The organism is Actinomyces sp. HMSC075B09 (assembly GCF_001812395.1).
In the GTDB taxonomy this organism is placed as follows: Bacteria; Actinomycetota; Actinomycetes; order Actinomycetales; family Actinomycetaceae; genus Gleimia; species Gleimia europaea.
Genome location: NZ_KV808742.1, coordinates 66,908 through 85,587 on the forward strand (window position 1 = coordinate 66,908; position 18,680 = coordinate 85,587).

15 protein-coding genes are annotated in these 18,680 nt (G+C 55.9%); 5 read left to right on the top strand and 10 right to left on the bottom strand.

Annotation, left to right across the window (positions count from 1 at the left end; translation table 11 throughout):
* Positions 1-3 precede the first annotated feature (3 nt).
* The 3 genes from HMPREF2854_RS07095 to fdxA form a co-directional block, all read right to left on the bottom strand.
* Positions 4-1,365 (bottom strand): citrate synthase, encoded by a 1,362-nt coding sequence (locus HMPREF2854_RS07095; protein ID WP_083309449.1) that lies wholly within the window; start codon positions 1,363-1,365, stop codon positions 4-6.
* An 86-nt stretch (positions 1,366-1,451) separates the two neighbouring features.
* The gene (gene dapC / locus HMPREF2854_RS07100) at positions 1,452-2,684 is read right to left on the bottom strand and encodes a succinyldiaminopimelate transaminase (protein ID WP_070620951.1); all 1,233 of its coding nucleotides are present in this window, start codon (positions 2,682-2,684) and stop codon (positions 1,452-1,454) included.
* A gap of 195 nt (positions 2,685-2,879) precedes the next feature.
* A complete protein-coding gene (fdxA, locus tag HMPREF2854_RS07105) occupies positions 2,880-3,203 on the bottom strand; it encodes a ferredoxin (RefSeq protein ID WP_034509243.1) in 324 nt (107 codons plus the stop codon).
* 91 nt (positions 3,204-3,294) lie between these two features.
* On the opposite strand from fdxA, the gene HMPREF2854_RS07110 reads away from it, so the two are divergent.
* Positions 3,295-3,540 carry a putative acetyltransferase gene (locus HMPREF2854_RS07110; protein WP_083309450.1) on the top strand — a complete coding sequence of 82 codons (246 nt, stop codon included), beginning with the start codon at positions 3,295-3,297 and terminating at the stop codon, positions 3,538-3,540.
* 96 nt (positions 3,541-3,636) lie between these two features.
* Here HMPREF2854_RS07110 and typA read toward each other — a convergent pair whose 3' ends face one another.
* The gene (gene typA / locus HMPREF2854_RS07115) at positions 3,637-5,556 is read right to left on the bottom strand and encodes a translational GTPase TypA (protein WP_070620953.1); all 1,920 of its coding nucleotides are present in this window, start codon (positions 5,554-5,556) and stop codon (positions 3,637-3,639) included.
* Positions 5,557-5,712: 156 nt separating this feature from the next.
* On the opposite strand from typA, the gene HMPREF2854_RS07120 reads away from it, so the two are divergent.
* Positions 5,713-6,291: a PH domain-containing protein gene (locus tag HMPREF2854_RS07120; protein WP_070620956.1), complete on the top strand. Its 579-nt coding sequence runs from the start codon at positions 5,713-5,715 to the stop codon at positions 6,289-6,291.
* Positions 6,292-6,400: 109 nt separating this feature from the next.
* On the opposite strand, the gene HMPREF2854_RS07125 is transcribed toward HMPREF2854_RS07120, so the two are convergent.
* The 4 genes from HMPREF2854_RS07125 to HMPREF2854_RS07140 all read right to left on the bottom strand — a co-directional run bounded on the left by HMPREF2854_RS07125 (position 6,401) and on the right by HMPREF2854_RS07140 (position 12,582).
* Complete coding sequence (locus tag HMPREF2854_RS07125; RefSeq protein ID WP_070620957.1) at positions 6,401-8,080, bottom strand: ABC transporter family substrate-binding protein; 1,680 nt, start codon at positions 8,078-8,080, stop codon at positions 6,401-6,403.
* A gap of 385 nt (positions 8,081-8,465) precedes the next feature.
* Positions 8,466-10,601, bottom strand: coding sequence for an ABC transporter ATP-binding protein (locus HMPREF2854_RS07130; protein WP_070620959.1), 2,136 nt, complete (start codon positions 10,599-10,601; stop codon positions 8,466-8,468).
* A complete protein-coding gene (locus HMPREF2854_RS07135) occupies positions 10,598-11,596 on the bottom strand; it encodes an ABC transporter permease (RefSeq protein ID WP_070620961.1) in 999 nt (332 codons plus the stop codon). Before HMPREF2854_RS07135 ends, HMPREF2854_RS07130 begins: the two co-directional genes overlap by 4 nt.
* A gap of 2 nt (positions 11,597-11,598) precedes the next feature.
* Positions 11,599-12,582 carry an ABC transporter permease gene (locus HMPREF2854_RS07140; RefSeq protein WP_070620963.1) on the bottom strand — a complete coding sequence of 328 codons (984 nt, stop codon included), beginning with the start codon at positions 12,580-12,582 and terminating at the stop codon, positions 11,599-11,601.
* 696 nt (positions 12,583-13,278) lie between these two features.
* Between HMPREF2854_RS07140 and HMPREF2854_RS07145 the strand changes: the two genes are divergently transcribed.
* Positions 13,279-14,784, top strand: a complete 1,506-nt coding sequence (locus tag HMPREF2854_RS07145) for a xylulokinase (RefSeq protein WP_083309451.1) — start codon at positions 13,279-13,281, stop codon at positions 14,782-14,784.
* Between the two features lie 8 nt (positions 14,785-14,792).
* Entirely contained in the window at positions 14,793-15,854 is a 1,062-nt protein-coding gene (locus HMPREF2854_RS07150) for an NAD(P)H-dependent glycerol-3-phosphate dehydrogenase (protein WP_070620967.1), read from the top strand.
* Positions 15,855-16,018: 164 nt separating this feature from the next.
* On the opposite strand, the gene HMPREF2854_RS07155 is transcribed toward HMPREF2854_RS07150, so the two are convergent.
* Positions 16,019-16,582, bottom strand: a complete 564-nt coding sequence (locus tag HMPREF2854_RS07155; RefSeq protein ID WP_070620969.1) for an NADPH-dependent FMN reductase — start codon at positions 16,580-16,582, stop codon at positions 16,019-16,021.
* Between the two features lie 209 nt (positions 16,583-16,791).
* Here HMPREF2854_RS07155 and HMPREF2854_RS07160 point away from each other — a divergent pair, with 209 nt between their 5' ends.
* On the top strand, positions 16,792-18,045 hold the full coding sequence (locus HMPREF2854_RS07160; protein ID WP_070620971.1) for a hypothetical protein: 1,254 nt from the start codon (positions 16,792-16,794) through the stop codon (positions 18,043-18,045).
* A gap of 46 nt (positions 18,046-18,091) precedes the next feature.
* Here HMPREF2854_RS07160 and HMPREF2854_RS07165 read toward each other — a convergent pair whose 3' ends face one another.
* Positions 18,092-18,670 (bottom strand): class I SAM-dependent methyltransferase, encoded by a 579-nt coding sequence (locus tag HMPREF2854_RS07165; RefSeq protein ID WP_070620973.1) that lies wholly within the window; start codon positions 18,668-18,670, stop codon positions 18,092-18,094.
* Positions 18,671-18,680 lie beyond the last annotated feature (10 nt).

Here is an 18,680-nt window from a genome sequence, read left to right on the forward strand (position 1 = left end):
GCGTTAGTTGCTTTTGCGAAGGCGGTTGCGTAGCGGAATGTATTCGCGCTCGGTTTCGCCAACGTAAACCTGACGCGGACGGCCAATGCGTCCCTCTGGGTCGCGAGCCATCTCCCTGTACTGAGCAATCCAGCCGGGCAGGCGGCCCATGGCGAACAGCGGGGTGAACATCTTGGTTGGGAAGCCCAAAGCCGAGTAGATGAGACCCGTGTAGAAGTCGACGTTCGGGTACAGCTTGCGCTCAACGAAGTAGTCGTCGTTTAGAGCCATTTCTTCAAGCTCCAACGCGATGTCCAAAAGCTCGTCCTGCTTACCCAGGCGCTCCAAAACATCGTGGGCCGCGCCCTTGACGATGGCGGCGCGCGGGTCGTAGTTCTTGTACACGCGGTGACCAAAGCCCATGAGGCGGACGCTCGAAGACTTGTCCTTGGCCTTCGCTACGAAGTCCTTCACCGTCATGTCCGAGTCGCGAATCTCCGCGAGCATGCGCAACACGGCCTCGTTAGCACCACCGTGAAGCGGACCGGAAAGAGCGCCAACACCCGCAGCCACGGATGCGTACATGTTCGCCTTCGCGGATCCAACCATGCGTACGGTCGAGGTGGAGCAGTTTTGCTCGTGGTCAGCATGCAGAATCAGAAGCATGTCGAGAGCTCGAACGATGGCCGGGTCAATGTCATACGACTGGTACGGCAGGCCAAACGTCATGCGAATGAAATCTTCGGTGTAGGAACGCTGTGCGTCCGGGTAGAGCGGCGGCAGGCCGGCAGCGCGCTTCGCGATGGTCGCAATCATGGTTGGCACCTTTGCTAGTAGCAGCACGGATGCCTTATCCATCGCCTCGTCATCGTCCGGATCCAGCGTGTGCTGGTAGTACGTTGCGAGGCCGGCAACGCCAGCCTGCAGGATGGCCATGGGGTGGCCGTTGCTGGGGAAAGCACCAAAGAAAGCCTGGAAGTCCTCGTGCAACAGACGGTGACGCTGTACGCGACGGATGAACGCTTCGAGGGTTACCGCATCGGGAAGCTCGCCGTAGATGAGCAGGTATGCGACTTCGAGGAAGCTGGAGCTCTTTGCGAGTTGCTCAATCGGGTATCCCCGGTAGCGAAGGATGCCTGCACCACCATCGATGTAGGTAATCGAGGACGAGGCGGATGCCGTATTGGTAAAGCCGGGGTCGTAAGTGGTTACGCCGGCGGTTGCAAGAACCTTGTTGATGCCTAGACCGTCCGAGCCGGCGGTGGCCACTACTCGCGGAAGCTCAACTTTGTGCTCATCAACCGTGAGTAGCCCGTTCGCTTTCTTGGTCTCGTCCACCTTCTCGGCTACTTCTGCCTTTGGGGTCTTGCCCTTTTCAGTTGCCATCTCCGCCTTCCTCCTGAGCTTGCGGAAAACCTTGAGCTTCGCTCCTTTGACGAAGCCGTCAAAATCAGATTATCTCAACATCGAGATTATTTCGCGGCGAATAAGGTTTTTACCTGTGACAAACGCTCGACAGCAGCGCGGATTCGTTCATCCTTACCCGATAGAGAAACTCTTATGAATCCTTCGTTACCTTCCCTATAGAATTCTCCCGGGGCCACAAGGATTCCGAGCTGGGCAAGTCGTTCCACAAGAGCGCGCCCATCCACCTCGCCCCGCTTATCACGCAGCCACAGGTATAGGCCCGCACGCGATTGGGGGTCATTTTCGAGGCCGACGCTTGCAAACGCGGCTTCGAGTTTAGCCCGGCGCCTAGCGTAGATACCCCGTTGAATAGACACGTGTGAAATCTGATCGCGCATGTCCGCTTCTGCATTATCGGGGACGTGTTCGAGTCCTTCGCGGGGGTTAGCGAATGCCGACGCGCTATCGAGTAGCGCCACGCTCATTGCGTGCATCACGGGTGAAGACACCATCATTCCCGCGTGCTTGCGTACGGCCACCGCCGCCTCAACCAGTTTCGGGTCACCCATCATGATGCCCCCGCGATACCCGGCCATGTTGGACTGTTTGGAAAGCGAATACAGCACCAACAGACCGCTCACATCGCCCTCGCACACCGCGTCGGACAGCAACGAAGGAACTCCCCCGTCAAGCAAGGATTCATCCCAAACGAGGGCGGCGTAGCACTCATCCGACGCCACAACCGCGCCGCGCTTCCTTGCCCACCAGACGATTTTGCGCAGTTGCTCCACGTCGAGCACATGACCGTTTGGGTTTCCCGGCGAGTTGAGCCAAACCATCTGAGCGTCTGGCCACTGCGCGGGATCCTCATCCACCGCAATGGGCTCGGCGCCAGCCAGGCGCACCCCGATGTCGTAGGTCGGGTAGGCACACCGCGGGATTAGAACGCGGTCTCCTGGCCTCACCCCCAGCATGAGGGGAAGCCACGCAACCATTTCTTTAGAGCCGATCGTGGGGATCGAAGTGGCACCCTCGTCCAATGCGGATATTCCGCGTGCCCTGGCCCAAACCTTGGTGGCTTCGAGGACCTCCTCCGTTCCAACCACCGTGGAATATCCCGGCGCATTTGCTGCCTCTTTCAAGGCATCTTGGATTATTTGCGGGGTCTCATCTACGGGCGTGCCGATGGACAGGTCCACGATTCCGCCCGGGTGCGCGCTAGCTACCTTCTTCGCTTCAGTTAGCGTGTCCCACGGAAACTGCGGCAGATCAACGCCGCGCGGTAATGAGCTTGTCATAGCTTGCCCCTCTTCTCCCCCGCTATACCTGGTTGCACTCTAGCGACCTTTTGCACCCGCCTCGACATATGCGAAACCCTCTGCGTCTTGCATGCGTCGCAAAGTTCAAGTGCACGAGTTTCAGCCGAGCTTTCCCCTCAATAAAGATATGCAACAAGGGCCCGACAAACGCCGAGCCCCATTACAAAAATCTGGCTAATCCTGATTTTGGGGAGGTAGCTTCGCAATGACCTCGTGGTCGTAATCCACAGCGCCCGTGCGGGCAGCGCCACCTGGTGAGCCAAGCTTGTCGAAGAAGTGCACGTTTGCCTCGTAGTATTCGGACCATTCTTCAGGAAGGTCATCTTCGTAGAAGATCGCCTCAACCGGACAAACGGGCTCGCAAGCACCGCAGTCTACACACTCATCCGGATGGATATATAGGCTACGCGCGCCTTCATAAATGCAATCAACTGGGCATTCATCAACGCATGCGCGGTCTTTAACGTCTACACAAGGTTGCGCGATAACGTAGGTCAAAACGGTCTCCTTAAGTCATTTTGCGTCGAAAATTCGCGGGCTGAAAACCCCGGCTACTTTTCGTGCCTCATATGGGGTTTATTATCTCACCATGAGCAGTTTTTCGACACCCGACCCGAACGAGGCTCCCCCAAGCCTGCCGTGGATGCAGTGGCAGGTGGGCCAGCGCGTTGTTGTCCGCTACCGCAAACCTGATGGGTTGTATGACGCCCTCGGCCACCTGACGGAGGTGGCGCCAACCCACGTCACGGTAAACACACGCAAAGGGCTCGTTACCGTTCCAGCTAGCGTCATGGTTACCGGCAAGCGAGTGCCAGAATCACCGTTCGGCAACTAGATGATTTCAGTTCGCCCAGGCAAAAGGCCCGCTCCGGTTTTAGCCAGCATGGCGGCATTAATACCAGTGCGCGCCCGCGCGGCCTCGGGTATCGAACTACTTTGATTCGCGGCGTGCGCGCGCAGCTATCTTGAAACGATCCTGAGTGGAAAGCACGTTCTTGCGGATGCGAACAGCGTTGGGTGTAACCTCAACGCACTCGTCCTCAGCCGCGAATTCTAGCGACTCTTCAAGCGTGAGCGTGCGCGGCGTATTCAATCCTTCGTAGGAGTCTGCCGATGCTGCGCGCATGTTCGTCTGCTTCTTTTCACGCGTGAGGTTCACATCCATGTCCTCATTGCGCGAGTTTTCACCCACAACCTGCCCCTCGTAAACCTGGCTGCCAGGCTGCACAAGGAACGTGCCGCGCTCTTGCAGATTGATCATCGCGTAAGGCGTTGCCTGTCCGGCGCGATCCGCTACGAGTGAGCCAGTGTTGCGCGAAATGATGGTGCCCTGCCACGGTTCGTAGCCCGCCGCGTAGGAAGAAGCGATGCCAGTGCCACGCGTTTCGGTAAGGAAGCGCGTGCGGAAGCCGATCAGGCCGCGAGCGGGGACTAGGAACTCTAGGCGCACCCAGCCCGAACCGTGGTTAGCGATGCTTTCCATGCGGCCCTTGCGAGCGGCCAGAAGCTGCGTTACCTCGCCCATGTATTCTTCAGGCACGTCAATCGTCATGTGCTCCATAGGTTCGCACTTGACGCCATCGATAACGCGGGTAACAACCTGGGGCTTGCCAACCGTCAGTTCAAAGCCCTCGCGGCGCATTTGTTCAACAAGGATTGCGAGGGCCAGTTCACCGCGGCCCTGCACCTCCCACGCGTCCGGCCTCTCGGTGGGTAGGACGCGCAGAGAAACGTTGCCGACCAGCTCACGGTCAAGGCGGTCCTTCACCTGGCGCGCGGTAACCTTAGTGTTCTTCTCGCGGCCAGCCATCGGCGACGTGTTTGTTCCAATGGTCATAGAGATCGCGGGCTCATCAACCGTAATCAGAGGTAGCGGACGCGGATCTTCTAAATCAACGAGGCTTTCACCAATCGTAATATCTGGAATACCCGCAACCGCCACGATGTCGCCGGCTTTCGCGGTTTGGGCTGGCACACGATCCAGGCCTTCGGTGCGGAGCAGCTCGGTAATCTTCACGGAGGTGAGGGAACCATCGGCATGCGCCCAGCCCACGTTCTGTCCCTTGTGGAGTTCACCGTTGTGAATGCGCAGCAAGGCGATCCTGCCAAGGAACGGGGATGCGTCAAGGTTCGTGACGTGCGCCTGCAGGGGCGCGTCTTCGTCATAGGAGGGACCGGGAATACGGTGGAGCAGCGTTTCAAACAGTGGCTCCAGGCCCGACGTGGGAACCTCCCCAACAGCGGGCTGTTCAAGTGAGGACTTACCAAGCTTTGCCGACGCGTACAGGACGGGCACTTCAAGCAGGCTGTCCACGTCAACCTCGCGCCCCTCATTTTGCAAATCTTCCGCAATGGATAGGAGCAGGTCCATGGTCTCTTCCACGACCTCCTCAATACGCTGATCCGGGCGATCAACCTTGTTCACCACCACCACAACGGGTAGTTGCGACTCTAGCGCCTTGCGGAGCACAAAACGCGTCTGCGGTAACGGTCCTTCAGCCGCATCCACCAAGAGGAGCACGCCATCAACCATGGAGAGAGCGCGCTCAACCTCGCCTCCAAAATCTGCGTGTCCAGGCGTATCAATCACGTTAATCGTGATGCCTTCAGGTAAGCCTAGCTTCTGTGCAGAGGGACCCCGATAGTGAACGGCCGTGTTCTTCGCGAGGATCGTAATGCCCTTTTCCCGCTCTAGATCACCAGAATCCATGACGCGCTCACCACGCGACTCCACGGTGTCGTGGTCAGAGAAGGCTCCGGACTGCCATAGCATTGCATCCACGAGAGTCGTCTTACCGTGATCCACGTGGGCAACGATCGCGACGTTACGAATATCTTCGCGAATAGTCATTTTGCCTCCAGGTCTCCTCTTCTAAGCGTGCGCGCCAGCGTGGTTTCGCTAAAACATGCGCCCTACTACCTTATGCCCCGGAGCTTTCGATCACGCACTTAGGTTTCTGCGAAATGCGCCACTACCCGATAATGCGTTGCCATCTAAAATGGAGGCATGCATCCAACGATTAAGATCGCCTCTGCTCCTGCACGCTACGGAACATATTTTTTTGCCGTGCTGGCGCTGGCCGTTTCAATTGTGACTATTACGCGTGATGGCGTATCCGTAGCTGTTGCAGCCCTGCCGTATGTTTGGCTGGTATTTTGGGCGATTTTCATGCTGTGGTGGATGCCGCGCCTTACTATCGCGCCAGACAAAATAACGGTGCGTAACATGATTTTCTCGTGGACCGTGCCGTGGGAGCGTTACACGGGCGCGCGCCTGAACCTGGGTCTCATCCTCGAGACGCGTGACATCGATATTCGCGCAGCCGCCGCTCGTCCTCGTACCGGCGTTCGAAACATGAAAGCTCAGTATGGCCCCCTGCAACTTCCGTACATTGACGAGGAGGTGCCGAGCCACCTTCTTGACTTGGATTCATCTCAAACAGCCGAGTTGCTGCGCACCTACTATGAGCGTCACCTCGAGGCGGGGATGACGAATGCCACTACGAAGGTAGAGAGGAAGCTCAACACCGCCCCCCTGCTGGCTGCACTTGTGTTGCTTCTGGCCACATTCATTCCGCGCCTCTGACTCAGTTCGCGCCCCCGCTAGGCTTGCCGTTACATGAAGGATCGCCCCGCACAATGTGCGGGGCGATCCTGCCACGTTAGCTATTCAGCTAGGCTCGTTTCACCAAGTGTTACTCCGAGACGTAGCCGATGTCCTCAACCTTGCCGGAAGAGAAGCCGAAGGCGCCGTAGTTGGCGAGGGTCTTCGGAACTGCAACGTACTCGACGCGGCGGTACAGCGGAACAGTCATGACACGGTCCCAGATGGCAGCGTCAACTTCGTTCGTGTACTCAACGCGCTTGTTGTGGTCCATCTCGACGTCGATCTTCTTGATCAGCTCGCTGATCTCATCGTCGCATAGGCCCGAGAAGTTCGAGTCGGAATCGCAACCGTAGATCTGGCCTACGTTAGCCATCGGGTACGGGGTACCCTGCCATGCGAACGAGGTGATACCGAAGGTGCCATCAAGCAGGAATCCGGGGAAGTCATCCGGCGACTTGTTAACCATATTGACCTTTACGCCAATGTTGGCCATGTCAGACTGAAGGAGCTTACCTTCGTTTTCAGAGGTTGGGATGCCCTGGAGTAGCTGGTACTCGATTTCGAGGGTCTGGCCGTCCTTGGTACGGAATTCTGCGCCGTCATCAAGCTTCCAGCCGAGCTCGTCAAGCTGCTTGCCTGCAGCCTCGGGATCGAACTTGAAGTCTTCGGCGTTGTCGGCGTAGCCTTCCTGGCCAGGCATGAAGAAGTGGTTACCCATCATGAGCTCTGCCGGCTCAACGGGCAGACCAGCAAGGTCAGATGCTGCGATAGCTTCACGGTTCAGGCCCTTAACGATTGCCTGGCGAATGCCCTTGTCCTGCAAGAGGCCAGAGTTCGTGTTGAACGTGAAGTGACGCCACTGCTTGCCACCTGCTTCACGGATTTCCGCATCTGCACGGCCAGCAGCAGTCTGGTACTGGTCGGCGTTGATGAGGCCGGATACGACGTCGATTTCCTTGTTAGCGAAGGAACGGGTCGAGGTCGACGGGTCGAGCTCGCGGAAGCTTACCTTGTCGAGCTTCGGAGCATCGCCCCACCAGGTGTCGGACGGAACGAGAGTTACGACGCGCTGAGAGCGGTCTACCTCACCGAACTTGAACGGACCTGCGGTGAAGTCGTTGTTCGGGTTTTCCTTACGCGCGTTGTCGAAGTCCTCAGGCGTGGAAATGGCAGCCTTCGGCTCAACGCCGGACCAGGTTGCAGACCAGTCAGCGTAGGCCGTGTTGTACGTGATTACGACCTGGAACTCGTCCTTGCCCTTCTCGACCTTTGCAACCTCGCGGAAACCGTCGGTGGTAGCTACCTGGTAGTCAGGGTTGGAGCCGTTAGCGGCCTTCCAGGTTGCCTCGTAGTCTTCCCACGTGATCGGCTCGCCGTTGCCCCAGTGTGCATCCGGGTTCAGAGTAAGGGTTACTACCTGCGGAGGTCCGTCCACTACCTCGTAATCGAGAACGTAGTTCTTGTTCGGCTCGAAGGTGGAGTCCTCTGCGTAAATCCAGTTGCTAGGCATTACCCAGCCGGCAATCTCGTTGTTGTCCACCTGGTTTCCGGCAGCATGCAGGATGTTCCACTGCTCAGGGAACTGGCCGATTGCGAAACGTAGTTCGCCGCCTTCTTGCACCTTGTCGCGGGCTTGTGCGTTGATATCGGAGAGCGCCGGCAGATTTGCGTCGCCGCCGGATCCCGATTCTCCGCCACCTGCACACCCTGCGAGTACGAGGGTTGCGGCGGCAGCTACTGTAGCGAATGAACGTAGTGAACGCTTCACTGTTGTACCTCCATAATGTTGACATCTCTTGCCGGGCGTACCCGGCCACGATGGATAGGCTACTTTAGCGCACCGGCTTCTTGATAGTTGAGAGCCGCCTTTCGGTCCCTCCTTGTTCTAATCGCAACAAAAGTCCCAAATAATGAGAAAACGAGCATTCGCCAAGATTTTCGTATATGTCTGCGGCGCGTGATCTCGCTTGTCGATGTCTGCTCACCTTTCTAACTTCCGCCCTTGACCGCAATGCGGTCAACAACCTTTCGCCATTTTGATCCTAGATATCGGTTTACAAAAACCGGCGGCCTGCATCCATTTTTGGTTGCAAACCGCCGGCTTTGAAGTTGGTCAGTGGTAGAGCGTGCGCACAAGGCGTTACTCCACCCGGCTAGAACATGTGGGCCTCTTCGGGGTAGTGGCAGGCGTTCATCGAGTCGACGTCGCCGTCACCCTTGAGCTCAGGATGTTCGTTGACACACCGTTGCTGTTCTGCTTCGCCTAGAGTGAGGAACTTCGGGCAACGCGTCCTGAAGCGGCAACCCGAAGGCGGGTTTGCGGGCGAAGGAAGGTCACCTTCAAGCAGGATGCGTTCACGGGAACGTTCCTTGCGTGGATCCGGAATTGGGATAGCCGAAAGCAGGGCTTGCGTGTACGGGTGACGCGGCCTGTCGAAAACCTCTTTAACCGCTCCAATTTCAACGATCTTACCCAGGTACATGACGGCCACACGGTCCGCGATGTGGCGCACAACGGAGAGGTCGTGGGCAACAAATAGGTATGAGAGGCCGAGCTTGGCGCGCAACTCCTCAAGTAGGTTAATGACACCAGCTTGAATCGACACGTCGAGAGCCGAAACCGGCTCGTCAAGCACGAGTAAGCGCGGACGCAACGCGAGCGCACGTGCGATACCAATCCTTTGACGCTGACCACCGGAGAAGTGACGCGGGTAGCGGTTAAGGTGCGCAGGCTCAAGGCCAACGAGTGTCATGAGTTCCTCAACCCGCTCGTCGATCTTGTCCTTTGGATAGTTGTTGTACTTCAACGGCTCCGCGATGATGTCGGAAATCGGCATGCGCGGGTCAAGCGAAGCCATCGGGTCTTGGAATACAACCTGTAGGTCTTCACGCACCTTGCGGCGCTCGCGGCCAGACATGGTGGAAGCATCCTTACCGAACACAACGATGGTGCCACCCTGCGGCTTTTGCAGGTTCAGTACTTCCAGAAGAGTTGTGGTTTTACCGGAGCCGGATTCGCCTACGAGGGCCAGAGTTTCGCCCTCGCGAATGTCCAACGAAATCTCATCAACGGCGTGAACCGTACCCACCTGTCGCTTGAATACTGCGCCCTTCATTAGCGGGAAGTATTTCTTGAGGTCGGTCACACGCATGACTTCGTCACGCTTCATGCGGTCTTCATCGGCAATCGGAGAGCTGAATGCTTCCGGTATCGGGTAAATGCCCGCGTGATCCCAGTTGTTTTCAACGATGTCTTCAGCACGCACACAAGCAACGGTGTGATCGACGCCGTCGTTCGGATTGTTATTGGGTGAGACGCGAAGTTCCGGCTCGCCGTTAAGGCACGCGTCCGTAGAGATCGGGCAACGAGGCGCAAACGGGCAGCCCGTGGGTTCTTGCAGCATCGAAGGAGGGTTACCTTCAACAGATGCGAGGGGCTCAGAAGAGTCCTGATCTGGACGCGGCAGAGAACCGAGAAGCCCAACCGTGTACGGCATCGTCGAGTGATAGTAAATGTCATCAACCGAGCCGTATTCAACGCAACGTCCCGCATACATAACGGCAACGCGATCAGCCATACCCGCAACGACACCGAGGTCGTGGGTAATCATGAGGACAGCTGCGTTAGTTTCGCGTTGTGCCTTCTTTAGCAGGTCAAGAATCTGCGCCTGAATGGTTACGTCCAGTGCGGTGGTTGGCTCGTCCGCGATGATTAGATCCGGATCGTTGGCGATTGCAATTGCGATCATCACGCGCTGGCGCATACCACCGGAGAATTCGTGCGGGAATGCCTTGAATCGAACCTCGGGGTTTGGAATGCCAACGAGTTCGAGTAGCTCAATCGCTCGCTCTCGCGCCGCGGTCTTGCTCATCTTCTGGTGAATGGTCAAGGCTTCCACGATCTGATCGCCAATCGTGTAAACGGGCGTTAGTGCAGATAGCGGATCTTGAAACACCATCGCGACTTTTTTGCCGCGGATCTTTGACATCCACGCGTCAGATTTGCCGAGGATCTCGGTCCCGTGTAGCTTCACGGAGCCTTCAACCTTGGCAGATTCGTCAAGCAGGCCCATGACAGCCAGCGAGGTAACGGATTTACCGGAGCCGGATTCACCAACAATGCCCAGCACCTCGCCGGGGTGAACTTTCAGGTTGACGCCGCGAACAGCGCGCACAACGCCGTCTTCGGAGGGGAAACTGACGTTTAGATCCTGGATGTCAAGAACCGGAACGCCTTCTTGGCGCTCGGGTACCGGCGTGTTGTCTAGCTTGCGGTTTTTGCTGCTCATGCTTGACCTCCAGACTTTGAGGACGGGTCGATTGCGTCGCGCAGTCCATCGCCGATGAAGTTAACGAAAATGAGGGTCAGGGTCAGGATGGTGGCCGGGGCCATGAAGATCCACGGCGAGGTAGTTGCCATGCCCTGCCCTTCCGCAATGAGAACACCAAGTGAAGTCTCTGGCGGTTGCACGCCGAAGCCGAAGTATGAAAGCACCGTTTCTGACATGACCGCTGCAACGAAACCGAGAGCGGCATCGATAATCAGGTAAGACGCTACGTTCGGAATGATGTGCTTGGTGATGATGACGCGTGCTGGCACCGACATGTAGCGCGCCGCCGTTACGTACTCGAGGTTCTTAACCGACAGAGTCATAGAGCGAACAACGCGAGCGGTGAGCATCCAGCCAAATCCTGCCAGCAGAAGGATAAACAGGAACGTCGAGGAGTTCTGCCCACCGGTCTTTTGTGAAATAACAGCGATGATGAGGAAGGACGGGATCACAAGCAAAAGGTCGATAACCCAAAGCGCAGCTTTTTCAAAGAAACCACCGAAGTAGGCTGCGGAAGCGCCAACGATTGCAGCAACGGTTACCTGGATTGCAGATACCGAAACGCCAATGATTAGTGACTTGCGCAGGCCCTCCAAGGTTAGTGCGAGGACGTCGCGCCCACCTTGAGTGGTGCCAAACCAGTGTTCAGCGTTTGGGGGTTTCAGGAAGGAGCTAGTCACCTGCTGGTAGTCCCACGGAACCACCATGGGGCCAAAGATTGCGATGAGAACAACCAACGCGAAGCCGATAACACCGATCTTTGAGGTGGTTGAGCGCATGAAGCGCCGGCGAATCAGGGTCGCGCGTGAGAGACGCTTGGATTTGCCTTTTTCGTTCTTGCCGCCCATCGTGGTCTCTTTTGCGAGGTCCGATCCTGCGGTCAGGGCGGTTTCGCCGCGCGCAGTTTCAGCGTTGCGGACGTCGCGCTCTTGGGGTTGAGGTTGGTTAGACATGTTTAGCTCACCCTTACACGCGGGTCGACAACGACGATGAGGAGGTCAGACAAAAGCGCACCGGCTAGCGTACAGACACCCGAGAAGGCAACTACTGCGGTGGTGCCGTTGATGTCTTGACCACGAATGGATGAGACGCCGAAGATGCCCATGCCGTGCCAGCCGAACACCTGCTCGGTAACGGTTGCGCCGAGGAACAGAGTAGCTACCGCGAAGGCGAAGAACGTTGCCATTGGAACTAGCGAGGTGCGCAACGCGTGGCGGGTTACAGCCTTCGACTTGATGAGGCCCTTGGCACGCGCAGTACGAACGTAGTCAGCTCCGAGCGTGTCGAGCATCAGGTTGCGCTGGTACCGCGAGTAGGAAGCAATTCCAGTTAGCGACATGGAGATCGTGGGCAAAAGTAGGTGCTGCATCCGGTCAACGAAGGCCGCACCGAAATAGTTTCCTACTGTTCCAGTCTCGCCTGTGAACTCAAAGAACTGCGTGCCGGTTGCGACGTTGAACTGGGTCGCTCCGATCTGCAAGAGGTTCGCAAGAACAATAACCGGCGTAGAGATGATGATGAGGGCGAGGATCGAAATAATGCGGTCAGTCTTGGAGTACTGCTTGGTTGCAGTCCACGCGCCCACAGCCACGCCGCCGACCATGCCGATGATCGAGCCGATGATAATAAGCCTGACAGAAACCCAGATACGAATGCCGATGATGGAGTTCACGGAGGCGCCGGTTGGCGTCATGCCCCAGTCCCAGTCGGTGAACACGCGGCCAAGCCATATGGTGTACCTATCCCACACGGGCACAGTGTCTGAGATGTTGTATGCAATGAACATTCGCTCAAGCGCGTCCCAGTCACGCGTGGGGTCCGTGAGGTCGTAAGCGGCCTTCGGGTCTAGCGTGTTGGAGGCGATGATGTACGCCAGTGACACGGCAATGAACAGCAGGAGAGCATAGTTGGCAAGCCTGCGTGCCAGGTAGTAGAACATAGGCTCTGACTTTCTTCAGGTCATGTTTGTCGCATAAGGTGTTTGGTATTCCTCTTAGCTCGCAAAATTTCCTGATGGTTTCAGAATTATTGTCAAAACTGTGTATTGACTTTAGTGAATTTCGTGGCAAATGAGAAACCAGAAAGGCATTTTATCGAGGTTTATCTACCTTCCGGCCAGTTTCTAAGGCCTTCCTCTCAGTGTTCTGCACAGACGTTTTTGTAACCTCCACGGTTCATAATTGTCCGGTTTGGTCGCCGAATCCTAAGGCAGTTATCTCATTTCGTTCCCCATTGTGTGGAATCTGCGCAATGCTCGCAACACTTCGGATGTGGCGTTCTTGACATTTATTTCCGCGCCGTTCACTTCCCTTTGACGTTTAGCACTTGACGCAGTTCGTGGACGATTTCAACAAGGTCTGCGGCGTCCGAAAGCACGCGAGGCACGACCTCTTTAAACATCTCTATTCCTTGCATTTTTGAACATGGTTTGGTTGGGCCACCACTCGGAATACGCCGTCCTAAACCTCTCGTCAGACGTTATGAATAACATTCGCAATGTTAATCTAGTGATGAACAGATTAATCGACATCATGTGAAGCAGTTCAAGGAAATATCTACCACTTATAAGCGTTTAGCTACTGATTAAATCACTGCGGTCGAGACATACGACGGCGTAGAGATTGGACATAAGCAGATGAACAACCCATTAGTAATCGCTATTGATTCTTCAACTACCGCCACGAAGGCAGTTGTGATCGACACGTCGGGAAACGTTATATCGATGGGACGAGCGGAAATTGAGCTCCTTTCCCCGCAGATGAATCACTACGAGCATGACCCGCGCGAGTGGTGGGGTTCCACGCATCAGGCAATCACGGAGGCGGTCAGTAGCCTGAGCGAGAGCGACAGGGCGCGTATTGCCGCTATTGGGATTACGCACCAGCGCGAATCGTTTGCGCTTATCGACGAGGATGGCAACCCGATCCGCCCGGCAATCTTGTGGCTCGATTCGCGAGCGGGTGAACAGATCAAGGAGTTCGGATCTGACCACATCCACGAGTTGTCCGGCAAGCCGGCTGATACTACACCCGCACTGTATAAGCTGGCTTGGCTTAAGAAGCACGAACCAGAAGCTCTAAGTCAGGCCTTCAAACTGGTTGATGTGCACGCATACTTGTCCCACGCGCTTACCGGAAAGTGGGTTTCTGCAGAAGGCTCGATTGACACTCTTAACCTGTTTGATATTGCGGCGCGAACATTCTCTGAAGAGCTACTTGAGATCGCGGGGCTACGCCCAGATCAGATGGTGGAGTTCACCAGGGCGGGTGATGTTATTGGCACGCTGCTACCGAGCCTCGCTAACGAATGGAGATTGAGTCCGGAGGTTGTACTGGTTGCGGGCGTTGGTGATGGTCAGGCCGCTGGTCTTGGCACGGCCGCGATTGACCCGGATGTAGCTTACGTGAATATCGGCACCTCGGTTGTGTCGGGAACGCATTCGAACGAGTATCAGTTCGATCGCGCTTACCGCACACTGATCGGCGGTATTCCGGGCACTTACGTACTGGAGATCGTTCAGAACTCTGGTTCGGTGCTTTACAACTGGTTTAGGAAGAATCTTGGCGATCCTGCTCTAGAGGGAGGCTTGGACCCAGCTTTGGAGGCAGAGGCGAGCCGTATTGCCCCTGGTTCTGACGCCTTGTTGACGCTACCGCATTGGAATGCAGGCCAATCACCAGATTGGGATCCGTTTGCGACTGGAGCAATGGTGGGATTCACCACGGGGCATACGCGTGCCCACGTTTTCAGATCTATTGTTGAGGGCACTGCGATGCTACTGGCAGAGAATCTGAATCGCGTGCAGGAAGTGACGGGCCGAAAGCTGGTTGAACTTCGTGCCACAGGAGGGTCGGCCAGGTCCCCCTTTATTAGGCAGATTTTTGCAGACGCTACGGGCCTTCCAATCGTAATGTCTGAGGTTGATGAGCTGTCCGCACACGGAGCTGCCATGATTGCAATGGCTGGCGTTGGCGCATATCCCGATGTTGAATCGGCTGCGCGAGCGATGGCTCATTTGGGTGAGAGGACGGAACCGAATCCGCAGGCTCACGAAAAATATGTTACTTGGATGCGGCTACATAGCCGTATTTACCCACTCCTTGCGGAGCTTATGACCGATATGAAGAATGTTGAAGACTAGGAGAAGTGATGGCAAAGATAGTCGTATTTGGTTCGGGAATTATGGGGACGGCACTTGCGTTCCCTTCGGCAGAGAACGGCAACGAGGTGCACCTGGTTGGCACCTTCTTGGACCGCGAGATTATTGAATCGATCCAGACCACGGGTGTGCACCCCAACCTTGATTTGAAGGTCCCCGAGTCGGTTCAGGCCCACCAGCTTGAAGAGGCTACGGAGGTCATCAAGGACGCGGACGTCGTGATGGGTGGTGTGAACTCGTTTGGCGTTGAGTGGGCGGGCGAGCAGTTGGCCGCCATGATGCAGCCCGGTCAGCACTTCCTGTGCGTAACTAAGGGTATGCGCGCGGATGAGGATGGCAACCTGAAGCTACTGCCCGATGTTTATCGCTCCTATTTCGATCCTAAGCTCGCCGACTCGATCACGTGGAACGCCGTTGTTGGCCCCTCCATTGCAGGTGAGGTTGCGGTTCACCACGACACCGCGGTTGTGTTCACCGGCGAAGACAAGGAAGCTTTGGAGTACTTGGCTGGCCTTTACCGCACGGACTACTACCAAGTATGGACGTCCACTGACTTCGTTGGCCACGAGACTGGCGCTGCGACGAAGAACATTTACGCTTTTGCTGCTGGCTTCGCAGACGGCCTGCTTCGCAGCCAGGGCAAGGAAAACGACCGTTACGTCATGTACAACATGGGGGCTGCTCTCTTTGCTCAGGGCCAGAAGGAGCTGCGCTCGTTCGTTAAGTTCATGGGCGGCAAGCCAGAAACGGCTGACGGTCTAGGCGGCGTTGGCGACATGTTCGTGACCTCCATGGGTGGCCGCAACGTGAAGGCGGGCGGCTACGTTGGTGAGGGCATCCCGTTCTCTCGCGTGCGCGACGAGCTGATGAAGGGTGTCACGCTCGAGGGCGTTGCCGCGATCAACGTTGTTGGCGCGGCTTTGCACAAGCTGACCGAGCGCGGCGTGGTTCGCGAGGAGGAATACCCGCTGTGCCGCTTCCTCTACTCCGTGGTTGCCGAGGACGCTCCCCTAGATATTCCGTGGGATAAGTTCTTCGCAGACCTCGTCTAGTCCGCTAGCGCCCAGGCCCGAGATTAACGTGATGTGTGTTCGAGGCCGAGGCTAGGCAAGCTCATACAGTTGTTGCCGGCACCTTTTGGCGCCGGCAACAAATTTTACCTGGAATGTTTGCTCGCTTCGTCCTCGGACACGAAATGGATGGGCCGTATCAGGTTTTAGCGTAGCGAGGCGAGTGCGCGTTCCATCTTGGCCAGCTCATCCAGAGCGGGCGCCACAGATCCGGCGATAATCTCATTTGGCGCAAACTTGCCGTCCACAATATGTGCGCCAATCATCGGGATCATAACCTGCTCGGTGATTGGTACCATTTTCAGTGCCGAAAGCACTGGCTTCAACTGCTGCACAGCACGGAGGCCAGCGGAGATACCGCCGTATGAAACAAAGCTGACCGGCTTGTACGCCCACTCTTTAAATAGATAGTCAATCGCGTTCTTAAGCGGCGCCGGGTAGCCGTGATCGTACTCCGGAAGAACAAAAACGAATGCATCCGAGCGTTCCACGATCTTTGCCCAACGCTTAGTGTGTTCGTGCTGGTAGGCCTGCATTATGGGGTGATTCGGCTCGTCCATTAGAGGCAGGTTCAGCTCTGCCAGGTCGGTAACCTCAACCTCAAATGCGCCGTGTTTACGCGCCTCCTCCGCAAACCATTCGGCCACGATTGGGCTCACTCGACTGGGGCGAACACTTGAAACAACAACCTGCAATACGGGCTTAGACATTCCTGTTCCTCTCAAAACGAATGCGGTTCTGTTCAAATTTAAACTAACTCTCTCGAAGTGGCATCACGAGTCCAGGCGACAGTAGCACTCCCAACACAACCATGCTCATTTCACATCTCACGACCGGGGTGTGAAAGTTAATGCACGTTCCAGCTTTCTCGACCCAAATATCTCTCTTTAAGGCATAGCTTTTCGGTAGAGTCTTGGCTATGACGAGTTCCGGATCACAAATCGAATTCTTCTCTGATGGCGAAGGCCTCATTATCTTCAGTCAGGATGAGGATTTAGAAGAGTTCGATAACTGTGATGGGTTTTCCGTTTCAAAGGTTTCTCCCCAAGTCCTATTTCGCGCTCAGAATGTTTTCTCCACATTCAGCGAATTTCAAGTGCGCTCAAGCCGCTACGTGAAACTCAGCCCGGAGTCAGCGAAGCTTATGAGGCAACGCGTCACCAAAGGGCCCGTGAGAGGAGCGTTTCGGCGCTGTGATTTCAATCTTGTCGGAAACCCGGGTCAGTTTTTTCGACAAATTGAGATACGGAGTACTGGCACCTTGGCCCCGGCATTCGCGACTGCGGGAGCTAGCCTAATCGCACAAGCAGCTATCGAAGCAGCGATAGCTGAAATCAAGGATTATCTCGAGACCATCGACGCAAAGCTCGACGCGCTTCTGCGACAGAGCAAAGTGGAGTCTTTGGGAGAACTCGAAGGCATCTCGAATGCTCTCAAAGAAGTTGAAGATTACTACCGAACAAATAACAGTGTTTCAGCAACCAAATGGTTAACGATCAGTCACCTAGGCGCCTCCCTCCACACCATGGAAACTACCGCGCTTGAGCAGATATCGAGTTTGGTGGAACAACTGGCGGCAAGCCAAGGTAACTCGAAGAAAACAGCCGAATCCTTCCAGAGCCTAGATGAGAACCTTTCATTCTGGCTCGGTAATCTTGGCTGGAGTATTTGGCTACATGACCGGTTTTATGTCTTGGAGATCGCACACGCACAAGAATTGGAACCCGACCACTTCGACGGCTACCACGCTTCAATCCAAAGAACACGTCAGGAAAGAATCGAATCTGTAGCCTGTCGGTTACTGAGAATGAACGATTCTATTCGTGCCACTGCGAACTTGGGGAACAGTGTTTGGGCCACGCATTACCAACGAGCTAGAAAGATAATCGAAGCAGCTAACAGGGCAGAAAGCTCAATTCAGCGTTTTGCCCTTCACGTTAATCTCAGCTTTGAAGAAAAAAGCGAACTTCAAATACGGGGGTGGAAAGAGTCTGTATCGGGTTTTGTAGGCGACTCTGTACAAGCAGTCAACCAAAGCCGCCAGAGAGGTGTGGAGCAGATACAAAAGACTGGTGAACGGTTGCGCACGTACCGCGAGGATAGGACTCTGGCGAAGGCGGACAAGATTAGGGCTCGGCGAAATGCGAATAATAACCCGCCAGATTCCCCTTGATTTGCACCGTTGTCGGTGCTTACTGTCTACTGGCCGCTTTTCTTGGTTACACGAGTTTTCGGGCGCGTACCAGTTCGTCATAGGGGTGCTTTGAGTTTGCGCCTCGTTCAATGACTTCGTATTTCTCGATCGTCCACTTTGGCGACAGATTTTCGAGGACTTCGCGCGCGCTCATAACCTTCGAAAAGTCCGGGCCGTGTCCGCGTGGCTTATCCGGGTCAGGCATGTGGTGCACAAACAGGAGGGTTCCGCCTGGTTTCACGAGCGCACAAACATGATCGAAGAAGTCGGAGCTCTTCTGAATCACGGGGTAGAAGGCACTGACTAGGTCATATTCCCCACTAACTTCGCGAACGTCAGCGACAATCCAGCGCACATTCACTGAGGCCTTGTGAGCCGCAGTCTCGGCTCGGTCTATAGCAATCTGTGAAATGTCTACGGCACTCACCTGCCAGCCTTGCTGGGCCAGCCAGATCGCGTCTGCCCCCTCGCCCGCCCCAACATCGAGGACGGTACCTGGCTTCATGTCTTCAATTTCTCTGCGTAGGAGAGCGTTGACTTTACCGCTCCACAGGCGCTCTTCCGAGGCGTAACGTGCATTCCATTCCTGCGCTTCAGTACTCACGCGAATAAGG